The sequence below is a fragment of the Pseudomonas sp. Sample_23 genome (assembly GCF_004307595.1).
In the GTDB taxonomy this organism is placed as follows: Bacteria; Pseudomonadota; Gammaproteobacteria; order Pseudomonadales; family Pseudomonadaceae; genus Aquipseudomonas; species Aquipseudomonas atacamensis.
The window spans coordinates 94,623-113,366 of sequence record NZ_RCNX01000043.1; the positions used below are offsets into that span (position 1 = coordinate 94,623).

The 18,744-nt window shown below is 61.6% G+C and carries 17 protein-coding genes and 1 other RNA gene; 14 read left to right on the forward strand and 4 right to left on the reverse strand.

The annotated features are described in order from the left end of the window. The 4 genes from D8U82_RS11435 to D8U82_RS11450 all read right to left on the reverse strand — a co-directional run bounded on the left by D8U82_RS11435 (position 1) and on the right by D8U82_RS11450 (position 3,444). The gene (locus D8U82_RS11435; RefSeq protein ID WP_024014250.1) at positions 1–579 is read right to left on the reverse strand and encodes a BON domain-containing protein; all 579 of its coding nucleotides are present in this window, start codon (positions 577–579) and stop codon (positions 1–3) included. Beyond that, positions 576–1,169, reverse strand: a complete 594-nt coding sequence (locus tag D8U82_RS11440) for a phosphoheptose isomerase (RefSeq protein WP_008082788.1) — start codon at positions 1,167–1,169, stop codon at positions 576–578. Before D8U82_RS11440 ends, D8U82_RS11435 begins: the two co-directional genes overlap by 4 nt. Positions 1,170–1,270: 101 nt before the next feature. Continuing rightward, a complete protein-coding gene (locus D8U82_RS11445) occupies positions 1,271–1,633 on the reverse strand; it encodes a YraN family protein (RefSeq protein ID WP_016773265.1) in 363 nt (120 codons plus the stop codon). Then, positions 1,633–3,444 (reverse strand): penicillin-binding protein activator, encoded by a 1,812-nt coding sequence (locus D8U82_RS11450; RefSeq protein ID WP_130902221.1) that lies wholly within the window; start codon positions 3,442–3,444, stop codon positions 1,633–1,635. The genes D8U82_RS11445 and D8U82_RS11450 overlap by 1 nt, the downstream gene beginning before the upstream one ends. 177 nt (positions 3,445–3,621) lie before the next feature. On the opposite strand from D8U82_RS11450, the gene rsmI reads away from it, so the two are divergent. The 14 genes from rsmI (at position 3,622) to D8U82_RS11520 (ending at position 18,740) form a co-directional block, all read left to right on the forward strand. Further along, positions 3,622–4,527: a 16S rRNA (cytidine(1402)-2'-O)-methyltransferase gene (rsmI, locus tag D8U82_RS11455; protein WP_130902222.1), complete on the forward strand. Its 906-nt coding sequence runs from the start codon at positions 3,622–3,624 to the stop codon at positions 4,525–4,527. Between the two features lie 73 nt (positions 4,528–4,600). Next, positions 4,601–4,954: RNase P RNA component class A (gene rnpB / locus D8U82_RS11460), an RNA gene on the forward strand. A gap of 402 nt (positions 4,955–5,356) precedes the next feature. Next, complete coding sequence (gene mraZ, locus D8U82_RS11465; RefSeq protein WP_007917012.1) at positions 5,357–5,812, forward strand: division/cell wall cluster transcriptional repressor MraZ; 456 nt, start codon at positions 5,357–5,359, stop codon at positions 5,810–5,812. Between the two features lie 2 nt (positions 5,813–5,814). Continuing rightward, on the forward strand, positions 5,815–6,756 hold the full coding sequence (gene rsmH, locus D8U82_RS11470) for a 16S rRNA (cytosine(1402)-N(4))-methyltransferase RsmH (protein ID WP_125925733.1): 942 nt from the start codon (positions 5,815–5,817) through the stop codon (positions 6,754–6,756). Beyond that, the gene (ftsL, locus tag D8U82_RS11475; protein WP_016773269.1) at positions 6,753–7,046 is read left to right on the forward strand and encodes a cell division protein FtsL; all 294 of its coding nucleotides are present in this window, start codon (positions 6,753–6,755) and stop codon (positions 7,044–7,046) included. The genes rsmH and ftsL overlap by 4 nt, the downstream gene beginning before the upstream one ends. Then, positions 7,046–8,785, forward strand: a complete 1,740-nt coding sequence (locus D8U82_RS11480) for a penicillin-binding protein 2 (RefSeq protein WP_177433300.1) — start codon at positions 7,046–7,048, stop codon at positions 8,783–8,785. The genes ftsL and D8U82_RS11480 overlap by 1 nt, the downstream gene beginning before the upstream one ends. Then, positions 8,785–10,248 carry a UDP-N-acetylmuramoyl-L-alanyl-D-glutamate--2,6-diaminopimelate ligase gene (locus D8U82_RS11485; RefSeq protein ID WP_016773271.1) on the forward strand — a complete coding sequence of 488 codons (1,464 nt, stop codon included), beginning with the start codon at positions 8,785–8,787 and terminating at the stop codon, positions 10,246–10,248. Before D8U82_RS11480 ends, D8U82_RS11485 begins: the two co-directional genes overlap by 1 nt. After that, on the forward strand, positions 10,241–11,608 hold the full coding sequence (gene murF / locus D8U82_RS11490) for a UDP-N-acetylmuramoyl-tripeptide--D-alanyl-D-alanine ligase (protein ID WP_130902223.1): 1,368 nt from the start codon (positions 10,241–10,243) through the stop codon (positions 11,606–11,608). The genes D8U82_RS11485 and murF overlap by 8 nt, the downstream gene beginning before the upstream one ends. Then, positions 11,608–12,690: a phospho-N-acetylmuramoyl-pentapeptide-transferase gene (gene mraY / locus D8U82_RS11495; RefSeq protein ID WP_016773275.1), complete on the forward strand. Its 1,083-nt coding sequence runs from the start codon at positions 11,608–11,610 to the stop codon at positions 12,688–12,690. The genes murF and mraY overlap by 1 nt, the downstream gene beginning before the upstream one ends. A gap of 5 nt (positions 12,691–12,695) precedes the next feature. After that, complete coding sequence (murD, locus tag D8U82_RS11500; protein WP_130902224.1) at positions 12,696–14,042, forward strand: UDP-N-acetylmuramoyl-L-alanine--D-glutamate ligase; 1,347 nt, start codon at positions 12,696–12,698, stop codon at positions 14,040–14,042. 2 nt (positions 14,043–14,044) lie between these two features. Then, positions 14,045–15,256, forward strand: a complete 1,212-nt coding sequence (gene ftsW, locus D8U82_RS11505) for a putative lipid II flippase FtsW (RefSeq protein WP_172667897.1) — start codon at positions 14,045–14,047, stop codon at positions 15,254–15,256. After that, on the forward strand, positions 15,246–16,316 hold the full coding sequence (murG, locus tag D8U82_RS11510) for an undecaprenyldiphospho-muramoylpentapeptide beta-N-acetylglucosaminyltransferase (protein WP_122611820.1): 1,071 nt from the start codon (positions 15,246–15,248) through the stop codon (positions 16,314–16,316). Before ftsW ends, murG begins: the two co-directional genes overlap by 11 nt. Next, a complete protein-coding gene (murC, locus tag D8U82_RS11515) occupies positions 16,309–17,769 on the forward strand; it encodes a UDP-N-acetylmuramate--L-alanine ligase (protein WP_039761387.1) in 1,461 nt (486 codons plus the stop codon). Before murG ends, murC begins: the two co-directional genes overlap by 8 nt. Continuing rightward, positions 17,766–18,740 carry a D-alanine--D-alanine ligase gene (locus D8U82_RS11520; protein ID WP_016773280.1) on the forward strand — a complete coding sequence of 325 codons (975 nt, stop codon included), beginning with the start codon at positions 17,766–17,768 and terminating at the stop codon, positions 18,738–18,740. Before murC ends, D8U82_RS11520 begins: the two co-directional genes overlap by 4 nt. Positions 18,741–18,744 lie beyond the last annotated feature (4 nt).

Below are 18,744 nucleotides of genomic sequence, written 5' to 3' on the forward strand. Positions count from 1 at the left end.
TCAGTCGATGTATTCGAACAGCTTCACAATCTTCTGCACACCAGACACACCCTGAACCAGATTGGTTGCCTGGGTGGCTTCCTGTTTGGTCAGCAGACCCAGCAGGTAGACGATGCCGTTCTCGGTCACGACTTTGATGCGCGAGCCAGGAATGCTGGCGTCGGTGAGCATCTGGGTCTTGATCTTGGTGGTCAGCCACGCGTCGTTCTGGCGCGCGAGCAGGGAGGACGGTTGCAGCACTTGCAGCTCGTTGTGCACCTTCTTCACGCGCTGGACGTTGGCGGCGGCCTGTTCGGCTTTGGCCTTGAGGTCTTCGCGCGGAGTCTGGCCGGCGAGCAGGACGACGCCGTTGAAGCTGGTGATGACAATGTGCGAGTCGTTGTCCAGTGCCGGATCGGCCTTGGCGATGTTCACGCCTGCTTTGGTTTCGATCAGCGAGTCGTCGATCTTGCTGCCGAAGGTGCGCGTGCCACGGTCGTCTTCGATCGGCGCTTCACGGCTGGCGTTCACCACCGAGGTGCAGCCGCTGATGCCGAGGCACAGGGTCAAGGCCAGAAGGCCAAGGCGATTAGGGGTCATTCTTCACTCCCGAACAGTTGGCTGTCGATCAGATCGCAAAGGCAATGGATCGCCAGCAAGTGGACTTCCTGAATACGTGCAGTGACGTTGGCCGGTACGCGAATCTCGACGTCCTCGGGCAACAGCAGCGACGCCATGCCGCCGCCATCGCGTCCGGTCAAAGCTACGACAATCATTTCGCGATCATGTGCGGCCTGGATCGCTTGAATAATGTTCGCCGAGTTGCCGCTGGTCGAAATCGCCAGCAACACATCGCCCGGCTGGCCGAGCGCGCGGATCTGCTTGGAGAACACTTCGTTGTAGCTGTAATCGTTGGCGATCGAAGTGATCGTCGATGTGTCGGTAGTCAGCGCAATCGCCGGCAGACTCGGACGCTCGCGCTCGAAGCGGTTGAGCAGCTCCGAAGAAAAATGCTGGGCATCGCCGGCCGAACCACCGTTGCCGCACGAGAGCATTTTGCCTTCGTTGAGCAGGGCGTTGACCATGATCTGGCTGGCTTGCTCGATGTGCGGTGCAAGTACGTCCATCGCCTGTTGCTTGGTGTCGATACTGGCCTGGAAAAGCTGGCGAATTCGGGATTGCATGTCCATCTGTGTGACCTTAAGTGGCGCGGCTGTTCGGCACGTGAATGTGCAGCCGGCAAAACAAAGAGCAAAATGTGTCGGACGAAAACAGGGCAGGGTGCAGGCGATCAACTGTCGAAAGCATTCTGCAACCAGTTCAGCTGATTCGGGTGGCTGTCGATCGCCACCACATCGAAGCGGCAGGGGGAATTGGCCCAACGCGACTCGCGCTGAAGAAAATACTGTGCTGCAAAGATCAGTTTCTGCTGCTTGCGCTCGTCGATACTGGCGAGCGCGCCACCCCATTGAGTGTTTTTTCTGTAGCGAACTTCAACGAATACTACTGTATCGCCATCAAGCATGACCAGATCAAGCTCGCCGCGTTTGCATAACCAGTTCTGCGCCAGCAGGCGCAGACCTTGTTGTTGCAGATGTTCGAGCGCCTGGCGCTCGGCATCCTTGCCGCTTTGCGAGCGTGACCTGTCGGGCATCAGCGCGGTGTGTCCGGCAGGCGCTGCACCTGACCGCTGACGAACTGTGCCCACGGCAACTGGCGCACAACGCGCTGGGTCTGGGTCATGCCGAGGCTGCCCGACTGACCTTCGATGCGGCTGTCCGGCAGGGCCTTGAGTTGGCCAAGGCGCGGTGCCAGGCGATAGGCGTCGGCGCCCATGGCGTACAGGCGGCCGAGGCTGCCATTGGCTTGCGGCCATTGCGAAGCTACTTGCTGGCGCAGCGGATCGCTGGTTTCCAGCAGCCACGGGGTTTCGCAGAAGCGAATGCCGTTCATGTCGTTGTACTGGTTGACGTCGCCGCTGGCGCTGTACACGTGGGAAGTCGCGTAGACCGGCACGTCACCGGCGTACTGGAAGTTCAGGGTCGGCTTGATCTGCTGGGCCTGTTGCGGCGTGGCGGCCAAGAAGATGAATTCGATGTCCTGGCGACGCGAAGGCTGGGCGGCGACATTGGTGCCGGCAACATTCTGCAGGCTCTTCGCGCGAGCTTCGCTCTGACGCAGCTGGAACATGTCGGCGATCTGCTGGGCCAGTTGCACCGGCTGATCGACACGCTCGGTGGCAACAATACTGCCGCCATTGGCTTGCCAGTCCTGGCTGAAGGCACGCAGGACGCGATCGCCCCATTCGCCTTTCGGCACCATGATCGCGGCGCGATGCAGGCCATCGGCGCGGGCGCGACGGGAGACTTCGCGAGCTTCATCTTCAGCAGCGAGGCCGAACTGGAACAGTTGCGCCGGGCCTTGCTCGCCTTCGCTGTAGTTCAGCGCCAGGGTGGTGATTGGCAGTTGCGGGCGAGTGCTCAGTTGCTTGACCAGTGGTTTTTCCAGCGGGCCGACTACCAGTTGCACGCCGTCAGCCTGAGCCTTGCGATAGAACTCGTCCATCGAAGTCAGCTTCGAGCTGTCGTAGAACTCGATGGCAGGTGGGTTCTGGCCGGCCTGTTGCGCCTGATAATGCGCGGCCATGAAGCCTTCACGCAGCGCTTTGCCGACCGACGCCAACTGGCCGTCCTGTGGCAGCAGCAGGGCGATTTTGCTCAGTGGCTGGCTGGCCAGTTCCTTGAGCTTGGTCAGCGGCAGCGGCAGGTTGACAGCCGCCGGGTGCTTTGGATTCTGCGCACGCCAGTTGTCGATCGCGGCTTGTTGCTGTTCCAGCGTGCCTGCGGTTTTCACCGCTTGCGCCAGCGCCATCCAGCCGCCGAGATCGTCGGTGTTGTTCGGTTGCAATTGATCGGTTGGCAGCGACGCGATCAGGGTCCAGATCGCTTCGTGGTTCTTGCTCGCCGCTTCGCCTTCCAGCATCGGTGCAATGAACACACGCTCACGGGCAGCGGCCAGCGTCTGGCCATCGGCTTCAAGGGCGCGGGCCTGAACAGTGCCAGTGCGCACTTGCTGCTCTTCCGGCATTTCCCCGAGCTTCTGGAAGCTTGGATGGCTCAGGGCGGTCAGCGCAGCTTTCGGCTGATTGCGCGTCATGGCCAGTTCGGCGGACAGCGTATTGGCGAAAATCTGCTGGCCTGGCTTGAGTTGCTCCACCGGCACTTGTTGCAGGATTTGCGCGGACTGGCCGGCATTGCCTTGGCGGTAAGCCTGGTCCGCCGCGCTCAGGCGCAGCAGGGCGGCTTGTTCCGGGGTTTTAGCCTGGGCAGCCTGTTCGAGCAGTTGCTCGATGCTGGCGTCCGGAGTCCGTGGAAGTTCGCCAAGGCTGGAGGAAGGGGAGCTGGCACACGCGGCCAACAAGGCAGCGAGGCAGAGGGCAGTGAACAGCCGCAGGCAAGCGATCATGTAAGTGTTCCTGATACTCGATCAAATTAGCGTGGAATTGTACCCAAGCACTGGCCGGGGCGCGATGTTACTGGCGTGAATCGGTCAATTTAGCTGGAGTAAATGTTGCGGCAGCGCACAACCGGGCGAAAAACCGCGCTCGGCCGGAGCGCATCGCAAACCTCATGACGCGCTACAATGGCCGCTTTTACCGATCACGAGGTGTGCGCTTTGACTGCTCCAGGTCCTTTGAATTCCGCTGCTGGCTCGCTTTATGTGGTGGCGACGCCCATCGGCAACCTGGACGACATCAGCGCCCGGGCGTTGAAGATCCTTCGTGAAGTGGCCCTGATTGCAGCGGAAGACACGCGGCATTCGGCGCGCCTGATGCAGCACTTCGGCATCGGCACGCCGCTGGCCGCATGTCACGAACACAACGAACGGGATGAGGGTAGCCGCTTTATTACCCGGTTGCTGGCGGGCGACGACGTCGCGCTGATCTCCGATGCCGGCACGCCGCTGATTTCCGATCCGGGCTATCACCTGGTGCGTCAGGCCCGTGCGGCCGGGATCAACGTGGTGCCGGTGCCGGGTGCCTGTGCGTTAATCGCAGCGCTGTCGGCGGCGGGCTTGCCGTCCGACCGTTTTATCTTCGAAGGTTTCCTGCCGGCCAAGTCGGTCGGACGCAAGGCGCGTCTGGAAGCGGTTAAAGAAGAGCCGCGCACATTGATTTTCTATGAAGCGCCGCATCGCATTCTCGAATGCCTGCAGGATATGGAAGCGGTGTTTGGCGGCGAGCGTCAGGCTCTGCTGGCGCGGGAAATCACCAAAACCTTCGAAACCCTCAAAGGCCTGCCGCTCAGCGAACTGCGTGCGTTCGTCGAGTCCGACAGCAATCAGCAGCGCGGCGAGTGCGTGGTGCTGGTGGCCGGCTGGACCGCGCCGGAGTCGGAAGACGCGGTCAGCAGTGAAGCCATGCGCATCCTCGATCTGCTTCTGGAGGAAATGCCGCTCAAGCGCGCCGCCGCACTGGCAGCGCAAATCACCGGCGAGCGCAAAAACGTGCTGTATCAGGTGGCGCTGGATAAACAGAAAGGCGTGTAAGCCGTCGCCCGTGGCGGTCCGGAGGGTTTTAGCGCTTGTTCTTCCGGCGCTCTGCCGTTAACCTTCGCGGCGGAGAGTCGATCGGACAGTCGCTGCCCTCTATGAAAATTAGGGGGGGGAGGAAAGTCCGGGCTCCATAGGGCGAAGTGCCAGGTAATGCCTGGGAGGCGTGAGCCTACGGAAAGTGCCACAGAAAATAACCGCCTAAGCGCGCAAGCGCCGGTAAGGGTGAAAAGGTGCGGTAAGAGCGCACCGCACGTCTGGCAACAGTTCGTGGCTAGGTAAACCCCACTTGGAGCAAGACCAAATAGGGTCCCAAGGCGTGGCCCGCGCTGGGACCGGGTAGGTTGCTAAAGATGTCCAGTGATGGCCATCGTAGACGAATGACTGTTCAAGACAGAACCCGGCTTACAGATCGACTCTCCACCTTTTTCTTTCCCTGCTTGAAACAAAGAAGACGCGGCTGTGTAATATCAGTCGGCCTGGTCTGAAACTCCGGCAGCGGCAAACGCGGTAATAGCCTTTTCCCACCCTGCTTCAATCAACAGCCGAAGCGCCTTTGTAATACCGAAAAAATCTTACTCTTAACAAACTACTTTAACTTTCGAGCGCAGCTTTCAGTGCTGCATCAAGTTATTGGTCGAAACTTCACGTCAGATTCTCGTTGCGCCTCCTTTTACGTCGCTAAATCTCCGTTCTGTAAGGCTTTTCCTTTAATCCGCGCCTTGACGGTGTGGTGGGCGCATTCCTATAGTGTGCGCAAGTGGCGGAAAGTGGCATGAAGTGGGTTTTTTGAGCTCAAAACGATAAAAATTGGAGAAACGCTGACGTGTTTCGCGGAGCTAACGCTATCAGTCTCGATGCAAAGGGCCGTCTCGCCATGCCGAGCCGGTACCGTGACGAGCTCGATTCGCGCAGTTCCGGTCAATTGATCGTGACCATTGATGCCGTTGATCCGTGCCTGTGTGTCTATCCACTCGATGAGTGGGAAATTATTGAAACCAAGTTGCGCGCACTCCCTTCGCTTCGCGAAGAGAACCGTCGCCTGCAACGTTTATTGATTGGTAATGCCGTCGACCTCGAACTCGATGGCAGTGGTCGTTTCCTGGTTCCGCCGCGTTTGCGCGAATACGCCAAGCTCGATAAGCGCGCGATGCTGGTCGGCCAACTGAACAAGTTCCAATTGTGGGACGAGGATGCATGGAATGCGGTATCTGCCGCTGACCTTGCTGCTATTCAACAACCGGGCGCGATGCCTGATGAACTGCGTGATTTGATCCTGTGACTATTGATAGCGGCTTTAACCACATCACCGTACTGCTTGACGAAGCCGTCGAGGCTCTCGCCGTACGTCCTGATGGCTGCTATCTGGACGGCACGTTCGGGCGCGGCGGGCACAGTCGGTTGATCCTCAGCCAGCTCGGGCCAGACGGTCGACTCATCGGATTCGACAAGGATCCTCAAGCGATTGCCACCGGGCAAACGCTAGCGGCCGAAGACGGCCGCTTTGTCGTTGTGCAGCGCAGCTTTGCCGAGCTCGGTTCGGTGGTTGCCGAGCAGGGGCTGGCCGGCAAGGTCAGCGGCATTCTGCTCGACCTCGGTGTGTCGTCGCCGCAGCTCGATGACGCCGAGCGCGGCTTCAGTTTCCTCAATGACGGGCCGCTGGACATGCGCATGGACCCGTCCCGTGGTATCAGCGCTGCCGAATTCGTCAACACCGCGCCGGTGGAAGAAATCGCCCGGGTGTTCAAGGAATACGGCGAAGAGCGTTTCTCAGGGCGTATGGCCCGTGCCGTCGCCGAGCGCCGTGACATCAAGCCGTTCGAGCGCACCGCCGATCTGGCCGAAGTGCTGAAAGTCGCCAACCCGGCGTGGGAAAAGGGCAAGAACCCGGCCACCCGCGCATTTCAGGGTTTGCGCATTCACGTCAACAACGAACTCGGCGATCTTGAAGCCGGCCTCGACGCCGCGCTGGACGCGCTGGAAGTTGGCGGCCGTCTTGTGGTCATCAGCTTCCACTCGCTGGAAGACCGCATCGTCAAACTGTTCATGCGCAAACTGGTGAAAGGCGAGGCGGATAATCTGCCGCGCAATCTGCCGGTTCGCCACGTCGCCTTCGAACCGAAAATCAAAATCCACGGCAAAGCGCAGACGGCCTCCGACGCCGAACTCAAAGCCAACCCACGTTCCCGTAGCGCCGTCATGCGTGTCGCGGAGAAGTTGCGGTGAGCAAGCTTTTCGCAAAACCCCTGCCCGGCGGCAGCTTTCTGATGCTGTTGCTGTTTATCGGCGTGCTGTTTTCGGCCATTGCCGTGTCGTACAGCGCGCACTGGAACCGGCAATTGCTCAACACGCTTTATAACGAACTCAGCGTGCGCGACAAGGCGCAGGCCGAATGGGGCCGGCTGATTCTCGAGCAGAGCACCTGGACTGCGCACAGCCGCATCGAAGTGCTGGCCACCGAACAACTGAAGATGCACATCCCTGGCGCGGCTGACGTGAAAATGGTGGCGCCATGATGAAACTCGAAGGCGCACTGTTCCCATGGCGCTTCCGCCTGATGGTGGCGCTGCTAGGTCTGATGGTCGCGGCGATCTGCTGGCGCATCATCGACCTGCAAGTGGTCGACCGTGACTTCCTCAAAGGTCAGGGCGACGCGCGCAGCCTGCGGCACATTCCGATTCCGGCGCACCGTGGCCTGATCACCGACCGTAATGGCGAACCTCTGGCCGTCAGTACGCCAGTGACCACGTTGTGGGCCAACGCCAAGGAAATGCAGACGGCCAAAGAGAAGTGGCCAGCGCTCGCCGCCGCGTTGGGCCAGAACCCGAAAGCCCTGAGCGAACGCCTTGAAGCCCAGGCCAACAAAGAATTCATTTACCTGGTGCGCGGGCTGACCCCCGAGCAGGGTCAGGCTGTGCTCGATCTGAAAGTGCCGGGCGTTTATGGCATCGAAGAATTCCGCCGCTTCTACCCGGCCGGTGAAGTCACCGCGCACATGGTCGGCTTTACCGATATCGACGATCACGGTCGCGAAGGTGTCGAGCTGGCCTATGACGAATGGCTGGCCGGGGTGCCGGGCAAACGACAAGTCATCAAGGATCGCCGTGGCCGGCTGATCAAGGATGTTCAGGTCACCAAAAACGCCAAGGCCGGCAAGCCCTTGGCGTTGTCGATTGATCTGCGTCTGCAATACCTGGCCAACCGCGAACTGCGCAACGCGATCATCGAGAACGGCGCCAAGGCCGGCAGTCTGGTGATCATGGACGTGAAGACCGGCGAGATCCTGGCCATGGTCAACCAGCCGACCTACAACCCGAACAACCGTCGTAACCTGCAACCGGCGATGATGCGCAACCGCGCGATGATCGACGTGTTCGAGCCGGGTTCGACCATGAAAGCCATTTCCATGAGCGCGGCGATCGAAACCGGCCGCTGGAAACCGAGCGACACCGTCGAGGTGTATCCCGGCTCGTTGCAGATCGGCAAATACACCATCAAAGACGTGTCGAAGACCGAAGGGCCGGTGCTCGATCTGACCGGCATCCTGATCAATTCCAGTAACGTCGGCATGAGTAAAGTCGCCTTCGATATCGGCGGCGAAACGATTTTCCGTCTGGCGCAGAAAGTCGGCCTCGGTCAGGACACCGGCCTGGGCTTCCCCGGCGAACGTGTTGGCAATCTGCCCAACTACCGCGAATGGCGCAAGGCTGAAACTGCAACCTTGTCTTACGGCTACGGTATTTCCGTGACCGCGATCCAGTTGGTGCACGCGTTCTCGGCGCTGGCCAACAACGGCCGCCTCGCGCCGCTGACCCTGATCAAAACCGACAAGATGCCGCAGACCACCCAAGTGCTGCCGGAAGCCGTGGCGAAAACCATGCAGGGCATGTTGCAGCAAGTGATCGAAGCGCCGCGCGGAGTGTTCCGTGCGCAGGTGCCGGCTTATCACGTCGGCGGCAAGTCGGGTACCGCGCGCAAGACTTCGGTCGGCACCAAGGGCTACGCAGAAAACTCCTACCGTTCGCTGTTCGCCGGCTTCGGCCCGATGAGCGATCCGCGTTACGCGATTGTTGTGGTGATTGATGAGCCAACCAAGGCCGGTTACTTCGGTGGTCTGGTGTCGGCGCCAGTGTTCAGCCGTGTGATGTCCGGCACCCTGCGCCTGATGAACGTGACCCCGGACAACCTGCCGACCACCCAACAGGCCAATGCCACCCCGGTCGTTCCGCTGAAAGCCAATGGAGGGCGCGGCTGATGTCATTAAGTCTGAACAAGATATTCCCCCACGCCGGCCACGATCTGTTGATCCGTGAACTGGCGCTGGACAGCCGCAACGTGCGCGCCGGCGATCTGTTTCTTGCTGTACCCGGTGGCCGTTTCGATGGCCGTGCGCATATCGCCGATGCCTTGCAACGCGGCGCGGCTGCCGTGGCGTATGAGGTCGAAGGCGCCACCGTATTGCCGATCACTGACGTGCCGCTGATTCCGGTCAAAGGTCTGGCGGCGCAGCTGTCGGACATAGCCGGGCGTTTTTACGGTGAGCCGAGTCACCATCTGAACCTGATCGGTGTCACCGGCACCAATGGCAAGACCAGCGTGACCCAATTGGTCGCGCAGGCGCTGGATCTGCTCGGCCAGCATTGCGGCATCGTCGGTACGCTGGGTTCCGGTTTCTACGGCGCGCTGGAAAGCGGCCTGCACACCACGCCGAACCCGATTGCCGTGCAAGCGACCCTGGGTGACCTGAAAAAGGCCGGCGCGAAAGCCGTGGCCATGGAAGTGTCGTCCCACGGTCTGGATCAGGGCCGGGTCACCGCGCTGGCGTTCGACGTGGCGGTGATGACCAACCTGTCCCGCGATCATCTGGATTATCACGGCACCATGCAGGCGTACGCCGAGGCCAAGGCCCGGCTGTTCGCCTGGAATGACCTGAAGTGCCGCGTGGTCAACCTCGACGACGATTTCGGCCGGCAACTGGCGGCGGAAAAACGCGAGTCGCGTTTGATCACCTACAGCCTGCTCGACAGCAGCGCCTACCTGTTTTGCCGCGAAGCGCAGTTCGACGACCACGGCGTACGCGCCACGCTGGTAACGCCGCAAGGCGAGCACCACCTGCGCAGCACGCTGCTCGGGCGTTTCAACCTGAGCAACGTGCTGGCGGCAGTCGGCGCCTTGCTCGGTCTGGATTACGCCCTCGACGAAATTCTCAAAGTGCTGCCGAAACTCGAAGGCCCGGCCGGGCGCATGCAGCGTCTGGGTGGCGGCACGCAGCCGCTGGTGGTGGTCGATTACGCCCATACCCCGGATGCGCTGGAAAAAGTTCTCACCGCACTGCGCCCGCACGTCAAAGGCCAACTGCTGTGCCTGTTCGGCTGCGGCGGTGATCGCGATCGTGGCAAACGTCCGTTGATGGCCGAAGTGGTAGAGCGCCTCGCCGACCAGGTGCTGGTCACCGATGACAACCCGCGCACCGAAGATCCTGCGGTGATTTTCGACGACATCCGCGCCGGTTTCACCGCTGTGGATAAAGTCACCTTCGTCGCCGGTCGCGGTCAGGCCATTGCGCAATTGATTGCCGGCGCAACCGCTGACGACGTGATTGTGCTGGCCGGCAAAGGTCACGAGGACTATCAGGAAATCAACGGCGTGCGCCATGCGTTTTCCGATCTGGTCGAGGCCGATCATGCCCTGACCGCGTGGGAGGTGGCCCATGCTTAAGGCCCTGACACTCAGCGCACTGACCAACGCACTCGAGGCCCGTTTGATCGGCGCTGACGTGAGTTTCGACGGCGTCAGTATCGACAGCCGTGCGATCCAGCCCGGCCAGTTGTTCATCGCCCTGACCGGCCCGCGTTTCGACGGTCATGATTATCTGAACGACGTTGCCGGCAAAGGCGCCGTGGCGGCACTGGTCGAGCGCGAAGTCGCCGACAGCGCGCTGCCGCAATTACTGGTCAAGGACACCCGTCAGGCGCTGGGCCAACTCGGCGCGTTGAACCGTGCCGCGTTCACCCAGCCCGTGGCAGCGGTGACCGGTTCCAGCGGCAAGACCACGGTCAAGGAAATGCTCGCGAGCATCCTGCGTACCCGCGGTCCGGTGCTGGCGACCCGTGGCAATCTGAACAACGACCTCGGCGTACCGCTGACCCTGATCGAACTGGCGCCGGAGCACACCTCCGCCGTAATCGAACTGGGCGCCTCGCGTCTCGGTGAAATCGCCTACACCGTCGGGCTGACCAAGCCGCATGTGGCGATCCTGAACAACGCCGGCACCGCTCACGTCGGTGAGTTCGGCGGTCCGGAAAAAATCGTCGAAGCCAAAGGTGAAATCATCGAAGGCCTGGCCGCCGATGGCATCGCCGTGCTCAACCTCGATGACAAGGCTTTCGCTATCTGGAAGACCCGCGCTGCCGGTCGCCAGGTGCTGACCTTCGCTCTCAGCAACAGCGAGGCGAATTTCCACGCCAGCGATCTGGCCACTGATGCCCGTGGTTGCCCGGCGTTCAACCTGCACACGCCAGAAGGTAGCGAGCGCGTGCAACTGAACCTGCTCGGTACTCATAACGTCGCCAATGCCCTGGCTGCCGCCGCTGCTGCCCACGCCTTGGGTGTTTCGCTGTTCGGCATCGCCACCGGCCTCGGCGCGGTGCAACCGGTCAAGGGGCGCACCGTCGCGCAACTGGCGAAAAACGGCATGCGCGTCATCGATGATACCTACAACGCAAACCCCACCTCGATGTGTGCGGCCGTTGATATACTCGCCGGCTTTTCCGGCCGCACCGTCCTGGTGCTCGGCGATATCGGCGAGTTGGGCGACTGGGCGGAGCAGGGGCACCGCGACGTGGGCGAGTACGCCCGAGGCAAGGTTTCCGCGCTTTACGCGGTCGGGCCGAACATGGTCCACGCGGTAAACGCTTTCGGTGAGCAGGCGCAGCACTTCGGCACCCAGGCCGAGCTGATCCAAGCCCTCGCCGCCGAGCAGGACACAAACACCACCATTTTGATCAAGGGTTCGCGCAGCGCAGCGATGGAAAACATCGTTGCGGCTCTGTGCGGGTCCAGTCTGGAGAAACATTAATGCTGCTGCTGCTAGCGGAGTATCTGCAACAGTTCTACAAAGGCTTCGCGGTCTTCCAGTACCTGACCCTGCGCGGGATTCTCGGTGTACTGACCGCGCTGGTCTTGTCGCTGTGCTATGGCCCGTGGATGATCCGTACTCTGCAGAACCGTCAGATCGGCCAATCGGTACGTAACGACGGCCCGCAATCGCATCTGTCCAAATCCGGCACGCCGACCATGGGTGGCGCGCTGATTCTGTCGTCGATCGGCGTCAGCACTCTGCTCTGGGCTGACCTGAGCAACCGCTACGTCTGGGTGGTGCTGCTGGTGACCCTGCTGTTCGGCGCTATCGGCTGGGTCGACGATTACCGCAAAGTCATCGAGAAAAACTCCCGTGGCCTGCCGAGCCGCTGGAAGTATTTCTGGCAGTCGGTGTTCGGCCTCGGTGCAGCGATCTTCCTTTATATGACTGCCGCGACGCCGGTGGAAACCACCTTGATCCTTCCGATGCTCAAGGACTACAGCATTCCGCTGGGCGCCGGGTTCATCGTGCTGACCTACTTCGTGATTGTCGGTTCGAGCAACGCGGTCAACCTGACTGACGGCCTCGACGGCCTGGCGATCATGCCAACCGTGATGGTCGGCGGCGGCCTGGGGATTTTCTGTTACCTGTCGGGTAACGTGAAATTCGCCGAGTACCTGCTGATCCCTTACGTGCCCGGCGCAGGCGAATTGATCGTGTTCTGCGGTGCGCTGATCGGTGCCGGTCTCGGTTTCCTCTGGTTCAACACCTATCCGGCGCAAGTGTTCATGGGCGACGTCGGTGCCCTGGCACTCGGCGCGGCACTGGGCACCATCGCGGTGATCGTCCGTCAGGAAATCGTCCTGTTCATCATGGGCGGCGTGTTCGTGATGGAAACCCTGTCAGTGGTCATTCAGGTTGCCTCCTTTAAGCTGACCGGTCGCCGTGTGTTCCGCATGGCGCCGATTCACCACCACTTTGAACTCAAGGGCTGGCCCGAGCCGCGCGTGATCGTCCGTTTCTGGATCATCACCGTGATTCTTGTCCTGGTCGGCCTTGCCACCCTGAAGCTGAGGTAGAACGAGTGTCTCTGATCGCTTCTGACCACTTCCGCATCGTTGTCGGCCTCGGCAAGAGCGGCATGTCCCTGGTTCGCTTCCTGGCGAACCGGGGCACGTCGTTTGCTGTGGCCGACACGCGGGAAAATCCACCGGAACTGGCCACGCTCAAGCGTGACTATCCGCACGTGGAAGTGCGTTGTGGCGAGCTGGACGTCGAATTCCTCTGCCGTGCCGACGAGCTCTACGTGAGCCCCGGCCTGGCGCTGGCGACCCCGGCCCTGCAAGCCGCCGCTGCCCGTGGCGTGAAAATGTCCGGCGACATCGAACTGTTCGCGCGTAATGCGCAGGCGCCGATCGTCGCGATCACTGGTTCCAACGCGAAAAGCACCGTCACTACTCTGGTCGGCGAGATGGCGGCTGCTGCCGGCAAGCGCGTCGCCGTTGGCGGCAACCTCGGCACTCCGGCGCTGGATCTGCTCAGCGATGACGTCGAGCTGTACGTCATGGAGTTGTCGAGTTTCCAGCTGGAAACCACCGACCAGCTCAACGCCGAAGTCGCCACCGTACTGAACATCAGCGAAGACCACATGGATCGCTACAGCGGTCTGCCGGCCTATCACCTGGCCAAGCACCGGATCTTCCGGGGCGCGAAGCAGTTTGTGGTCAACCGTCAGGACGCCCTGAGCCGTCCATTGATCGGCGAAGGCCAGCCATGCTGGACCTTTGGCCTGAGCAAACCGGATTTCAAAGCGTTCGGCATTCGCGAAGAAGACGGCGAGAAGTATCTGGCCTTCGAATTCCAGAACTTGATGCCGGTGCGTGAACTGAAGATTCGCGGCGCGCACAACCAGTCCAACGCTCTCGCCGCATTGGCACTGGGTCACGCGGTGGGCCTGCCGTTCGACGCCATGCTCTCTGCATTGCGTACGTTTGCCGGCCTCGAGCATCGTTGCCAGTGGGTGCGCGATCTCGACGGCGTGGCCTATTACAACGATTCCAAAGCCACCAACGTTGGCGCCGCTCTGGCCGCCATCGAAGGTTTGGGCGCAGACATCGACGGCAAGGTCATTCTGATCGCCGGCGGTGACGGCAAAGGCGCCGAATTCAATGATCTGCGTGATCCGGTGGCGGCCAACTGCCGCGCTGTGGTGCTGATGGGCCGCGACTCCGACAAGATCGGCGCAGCCATTGGCGACGCCGTACCGCTGATTCGCGCGAGCTCGCTGATCGACGCTGTTGCGCAATGCCGCGCCGCTGCCCAACCGGGCGATGTGGTGCTGCTGTCGCCGGCCTGCGCCAGTTTCGACATGTTCAAGAATTACGAAGACCGTGGTCACCAGTTCGTCCGCGCTGTGGAGGAACTGGCATGAACCTGAGAAACATCATCAAGCCGTACCCGTCGCCGCTGATCACCGGGCGTGGCATCGACCTCGACTTCCCGATGCTCGCCGGTTGCCTGGCGCTGCTTGGTCTCGGCCTGATCATGATCGCTTCGGCGTCCACCGAAGTGGCGGCGGCGCAGTCGGGCAGTCCGCTGTATTACATGATTCGCCACCTTATCTATGTGGTGCTGGGTCTGGGCGCGTGCATTGTCACCATGATGATCCCGATCGCCACTTGGCAGCGCCTCGGCTGGATGATGCTGATCGGTGCGTTCGGCCTGCTGGTGATGGTGATCATTCCCGGCATCGGTCGCGAAGTGAACGGTTCGATGCGCTGGATCGGTTTCAGCTTCTTCAACGTGCAGCCGTCGGAAATCGCCAAGGTGTTCGTGGTGATCTACCTCGCCGGTTATCTGGTGCGCCGGCAGAAAGAAGTACGCGAAAGCTGGATGGGCTTCTTCAAGCCGTTCATCGTCCTGCTGCCGATGGCCGGTCTGTTGCTGATGGAACCGGACTTCGGTGCCACCGTAGTCATGATGGGCGCGGCGGCGGCGATGCTGTTTCTTGGCGGGGTCGGGCTGTTCCGTTTCTCGCTGATGGTGGTGCTGGCGGTTGGCGCGGTGGTTTTGCTGATCCAGATGCAGCCCTATCGAATGGCGCGTCTGACCAACTTCGCCGACCCGTGGGCCGACCAGTTCGGCGCCGGTTATCAGTTGTCGCAGGCCTTGATCGCGTTTGGTCGCGGCGAGTGGCTGGGCGTCGGCTTGGGCAACAGCGTGCAGAAGCAGTTCTACCTGCCGGAAGCGCATACCGACTTCGTGTTCTCGGTACTCGCCGAAGAACTCGGTGCGGTCGGTTCGCTGTGCACCGTCGCGCTGTTCGTGTTCGTGTGTATTCGCGGCATGTACATCGGCCTGTGGGCGGAGAAGGCCAAGCAGTTCTTTGCCGCTTACGTGGCTTACGGCTTGTCGTTCCTGTGGATTGGTCAGTTCCTGATCAACATCGGTGTGAACGTCGGCCTGCTGCCAACCAAGGGGCTGACCTTGCCGTTCCTCAGTTACGGCGGCAGCTCGCTGGTGATCTGCTGCGCCTGTCTGGGTCTGTTGCTGCGCATCGAGTGGGAGAGTCGGACCCACCTGGGCAGCGAAGAGATGGAATTCCAGGAGAGCGACTTCGCCGAGGAGCCGACTCATGGGCGCTAACGTATTGATCATGGCCGGCGGTACCGGCGGTCACGTGTTCCCGGCGCTGGCCTGTGCCCGCGAGTTTCAGGCGCGCGGCTACACCGTGCACTGGCTCGGCACGCCACGCGGGATCGAAAACGAACTGGTTCCGGCGGCAGGACTTGAACTGCACCGCATCAACGCCAGCGGTCTGCGCGGCAAGGGCAAGCTGTCGCTGCTCAAGGCGCCGCTGATGCTGCTGAAATCGGTGTGGCAGGCGCGGGCGATCATGCGCCGTCTGAAGCCGGTGTGCGTGGTCGGCTTCGGCGGTTATGTGACTGGCCCTGGTGGTCTTGCTGCGAAACTGGCCGGCGTGCCGGTGATCGTTCACGAGCAGAACGCTGTCGCCGGCACCGCCAATCGGTTGCTGGTGCCGTTCGCCGCCCGAGTGTGTGAAGCGTTCCCCGACACCTTTACTCTGTCGGACAGCCGCCGTACCACCGGTAATCCGGTGCGCAGCGAGCTGTTCCTCGAAACATCGCGACCGGCGCTGGCCGGGCGCAAAGCGCGTTTGCTGATCCTTGGCGGCAGCCTGGGCGCAGAACCGTTGAACAAATTGCTGCCTGAAGCCCTGGCCCAAGTCGCTGCCGACCTGCGCCCGGAAGTGTTTCATCAGGCCGGCAAAAATCACGATGAAGTGACTGCCGAGCGTTACCGCGCCGTGGGTGTGGAAGCGCAGGTGCAGCCGTTCATCAAAGACATGGCCCAGGCCTATGGCTGGGCTGACCTGGTGGTGTGCCGCGCTGGCGCGTTGACCATCAGTGAGCTGGCGGCCGCCGGTCTGCCCTCGATGCTGGTGCCTTTGCCCCACGCGATCGACGATCACCAGACCCGCAACGCCGATTATTTGGCCCGCGAAGGCGCTGCCTTCCTGATGCCGCAAAGAACGACTGGTGCCGCGGATCTTGCCGCGCGCCTGACAGAGGTCTTGATGCAACCGCAACGACTCGAAGCAATGGCCCAAGCGGCCCGCCGACTGGCCAAACCCGATGCCACCCGTAGCGTGGTCGATACCTGTCTGGAGGTGGCCCATGGTTGAGAATCAGAAAGCCATGCCACAACCGGAAATGCGCCGCATCCGTCGCATCCACTTCGTCGGCATCGGCGGCGTGGGCATGTGCGGTATCGCTGAAGTGTTGTTGAACCTGGGCTATCAAGTCTCCGGTTCCGACCTGAAAGCGTCCCCGGTCACCGAACGCCTGGAGTCGTTTGGCGCGCAGATCTTCATCGGTCACCGTGCCGAGAACGCCGCTACCGCCGACGTGCTGGTGGTGTCGAGCGCAGTGAACACGTCCAACCCGGAAGTGGCGACTGCCCTTGAACGTCGTATTCCGGTAGTGCCGCGCGCAGAAATGCTCGCCGAGCTGATGCGCTATCGCCACGGTATCGCCGTCGCCGGTACCCATGGCAAAACCACCACCACCAGCCTGATCGCTTCGGTGTTCGCGGCCGGTGGTCTGGACCCGACGTTCGTTATCGGTGGCCGCCTCAATGCAGCGGGCACCAATGCCCAGCTCGGCACCAGCCGTTACCTGATTGCCGAAGCCGACGAAAGCGATGCGAGCTTCCTGCATCTGCAGCCGCTGGTGGCCGTGGTCACCAACATCGACGCCGACCACATGGCGACCTACGACGGTGACTTCAACAAACTGAAGAAAACCTTCGTCGAATTCCTGCACAACCTGCCGTTCTACGGTTTGGCGGTGATGTGCCTGGACGATCCGGTGGTGCGCGAAATCCTGCCGCTGGTGAAACGTCCGACCGTGACCTACGGCTTCAGCGAAGACGCCGACGTACGCGCAATCAATGTCCGTCAGCAGGGCATGCAGACCTTCTTCACCGTGCTGCGCCCGGATCGGGAGCCGCTGGACGTGTCGGTGAACATGCCCGGCAACCACAACGTGCTCAACTCGCTGGCGACCATCTGCATCGCCACCGACGAAGGCGTCAGCGATGAAGCCATCGTTCAGGGCCTGTCAGGCTTCCAGGGTGTTGGCCGACGCTTTCAGGTCTACGGCGAACTGCCGGTCGACGGCGGCAACGTGATGCTGGTCGACGACTACGGGCACCACCCGACCGAAGTCGCTGCGGTGATCAAAGCCGTGCGCGGTGGCTGGCCGGAGCGTCGTCTGGTGATGGTCTACCAGCCGCATCGCTACAGCCGCACCCGTGATCTGTACGACGACTTCGTCAATGTACTGGCCGACGCCAACGTGCTGCTGCTGATGGAAGTCTATCCGGCCGGCGAAGAGCCGATCCCGGGCGCCGACAGCCGCAAGCTGTGCAACAGCATCCGCCAGCGCGGTCAGCTCGACCCGATCTACATCGAGCGGGGCGTTGACCTGGCGCCGCTGGTCAAGCCGCTGCTGCGCGCCGGCGACATTCTGCTGTGCCAGGGCGCTGGTGATATCGGCGGTCTCGCGCCGAAGCTGTTGAAAAGTGAATTGTTCGCCGGCGCCGTGGCGGCGCCGGTCGAGGGGAAGTTGAAATGACTGCTGCCTACGCCAAGCTGTTCTCCACCATCGCGCCGAAAGACTTCGGCCGCGTCGCCGTGCTCTTCGGCGGCCTGAGTGCCGAGCGTGAGGTTTCGCTGAAATCCGGCAACGCCGTGCTCGAAGCGCTGCAAAGCGCTGGCGTCGACGCGTTCGGCATCGATGTGGGCGAAGACTTCCTGCAGCGTCTGCTCAGCGAAAAGATCGACCGCGCGTTCATCATTCTCCACGGTCGCGGCGGTGAAGACGGCAGCATGCAGGGCCTGCTCGAGTGCGCGGGCATCCCGTACACCGGCAGCGGCATCCTCGCCTCGGCACTGGCGATGGACAAGCTGCGCACCAAGCAGGTCTGGCACAGTCTCGGGATTCCGACGCCGCGTCACGCCGTACTGTGCAGCGAAGCCGATTGTATTTCCGCAGCGACGGAACTGGGCCTGCCTTTGATCGTCAAACCGGCGCATGAAGGTTCAAGTATCGGGATGGCCAAAGTGAATTCTGCGTCCGAGTTGATCGACGCATGGAAAGCGGCCAGTACCTACGATTCGCAAGTGTTGGTCGAGCAATGGATTCAAGGTCCGGAGTTCACCATCGCCACCCTGCGTGACCAGGTGTTGCCTCCTATCGCCCTGGGTACACCGCACACGTTCTACGACTACGACGCCAAGTACATCGCCAACGATACCCAGTACCGCATTCCGTGCGGGCTTGACGCGGCCAAGGAACAGGAACTCATGGAACTCACGGCCAAGGCCTGTGAGGCGCTGGGTATCGCCGGTTGGGGCCGGGCGGACGTGATGCAGGACGCCGACGGGCAGTTCTGGTTCCTCGAAGTCAATACCGCACCGGGCATGACCGATCACAGCCTGGTGCCGATGGCGGCGCGGGCTGCCGGTCTGGATTTCCAGCAACTGGTTCTGGCCATTCTGGCCGCCAGCGTTGAAGACGCAGGCGCAACAGAGGCGCGAGGTTAAGACC

Excerpts from the sequence above, each read along its gene's own strand:
- murF (WP_130902223.1), top strand. The coding sequence starts at position 10,241 with ATGCTTAAGGCCCTGACACTCAGCGCACTGACCAACGCACTCGAGGCC.
- D8U82_RS11480 (WP_177433300.1), top strand. The coding sequence starts at position 7,046 with ATGAAACTCGAAGGCGCACTGTTCCCATGGCGCTTCCGCCTGATGGTG.
- mraY (WP_016773275.1), top strand. The coding sequence starts at position 11,608 with ATGCTGCTGCTGCTAGCGGAGTATCTGCAACAGTTCTACAAAGGCTTC.
- D8U82_RS11485 (WP_016773271.1), top strand. The coding sequence starts at position 8,785 with ATGTCATTAAGTCTGAACAAGATATTCCCCCACGCCGGCCACGATCTG.
- D8U82_RS11445 (WP_016773265.1), bottom strand. The coding sequence starts at position 1,633 with ATGCCCGACAGGTCACGCTCGCAAAGCGGCAAGGATGCCGAGCGCCAG.
- D8U82_RS11440 (WP_008082788.1), bottom strand. The coding sequence starts at position 1,169 with ATGGACATGCAATCCCGAATTCGCCAGCTTTTCCAGGCCAGTATCGAC.
- murC (WP_039761387.1), top strand. The coding sequence starts at position 16,309 with ATGGTTGAGAATCAGAAAGCCATGCCACAACCGGAAATGCGCCGCATC.
- D8U82_RS11435 (WP_024014250.1), bottom strand. The coding sequence starts at position 579 with ATGACCCCTAATCGCCTTGGCCTTCTGGCCTTGACCCTGTGCCTCGGC.
- D8U82_RS11450 (WP_130902221.1), bottom strand. The coding sequence starts at position 3,444 with ATGATCGCTTGCCTGCGGCTGTTCACTGCCCTCTGCCTCGCTGCCTTG.
- D8U82_RS11520 (WP_016773280.1), top strand. The coding sequence starts at position 17,766 with ATGACTGCTGCCTACGCCAAGCTGTTCTCCACCATCGCGCCGAAAGAC.
- murG (WP_122611820.1), top strand. The coding sequence starts at position 15,246 with ATGGGCGCTAACGTATTGATCATGGCCGGCGGTACCGGCGGTCACGTG.
- rsmI (WP_130902222.1), top strand. The coding sequence starts at position 3,622 with ATGGCCGCTTTTACCGATCACGAGGTGTGCGCTTTGACTGCTCCAGGT.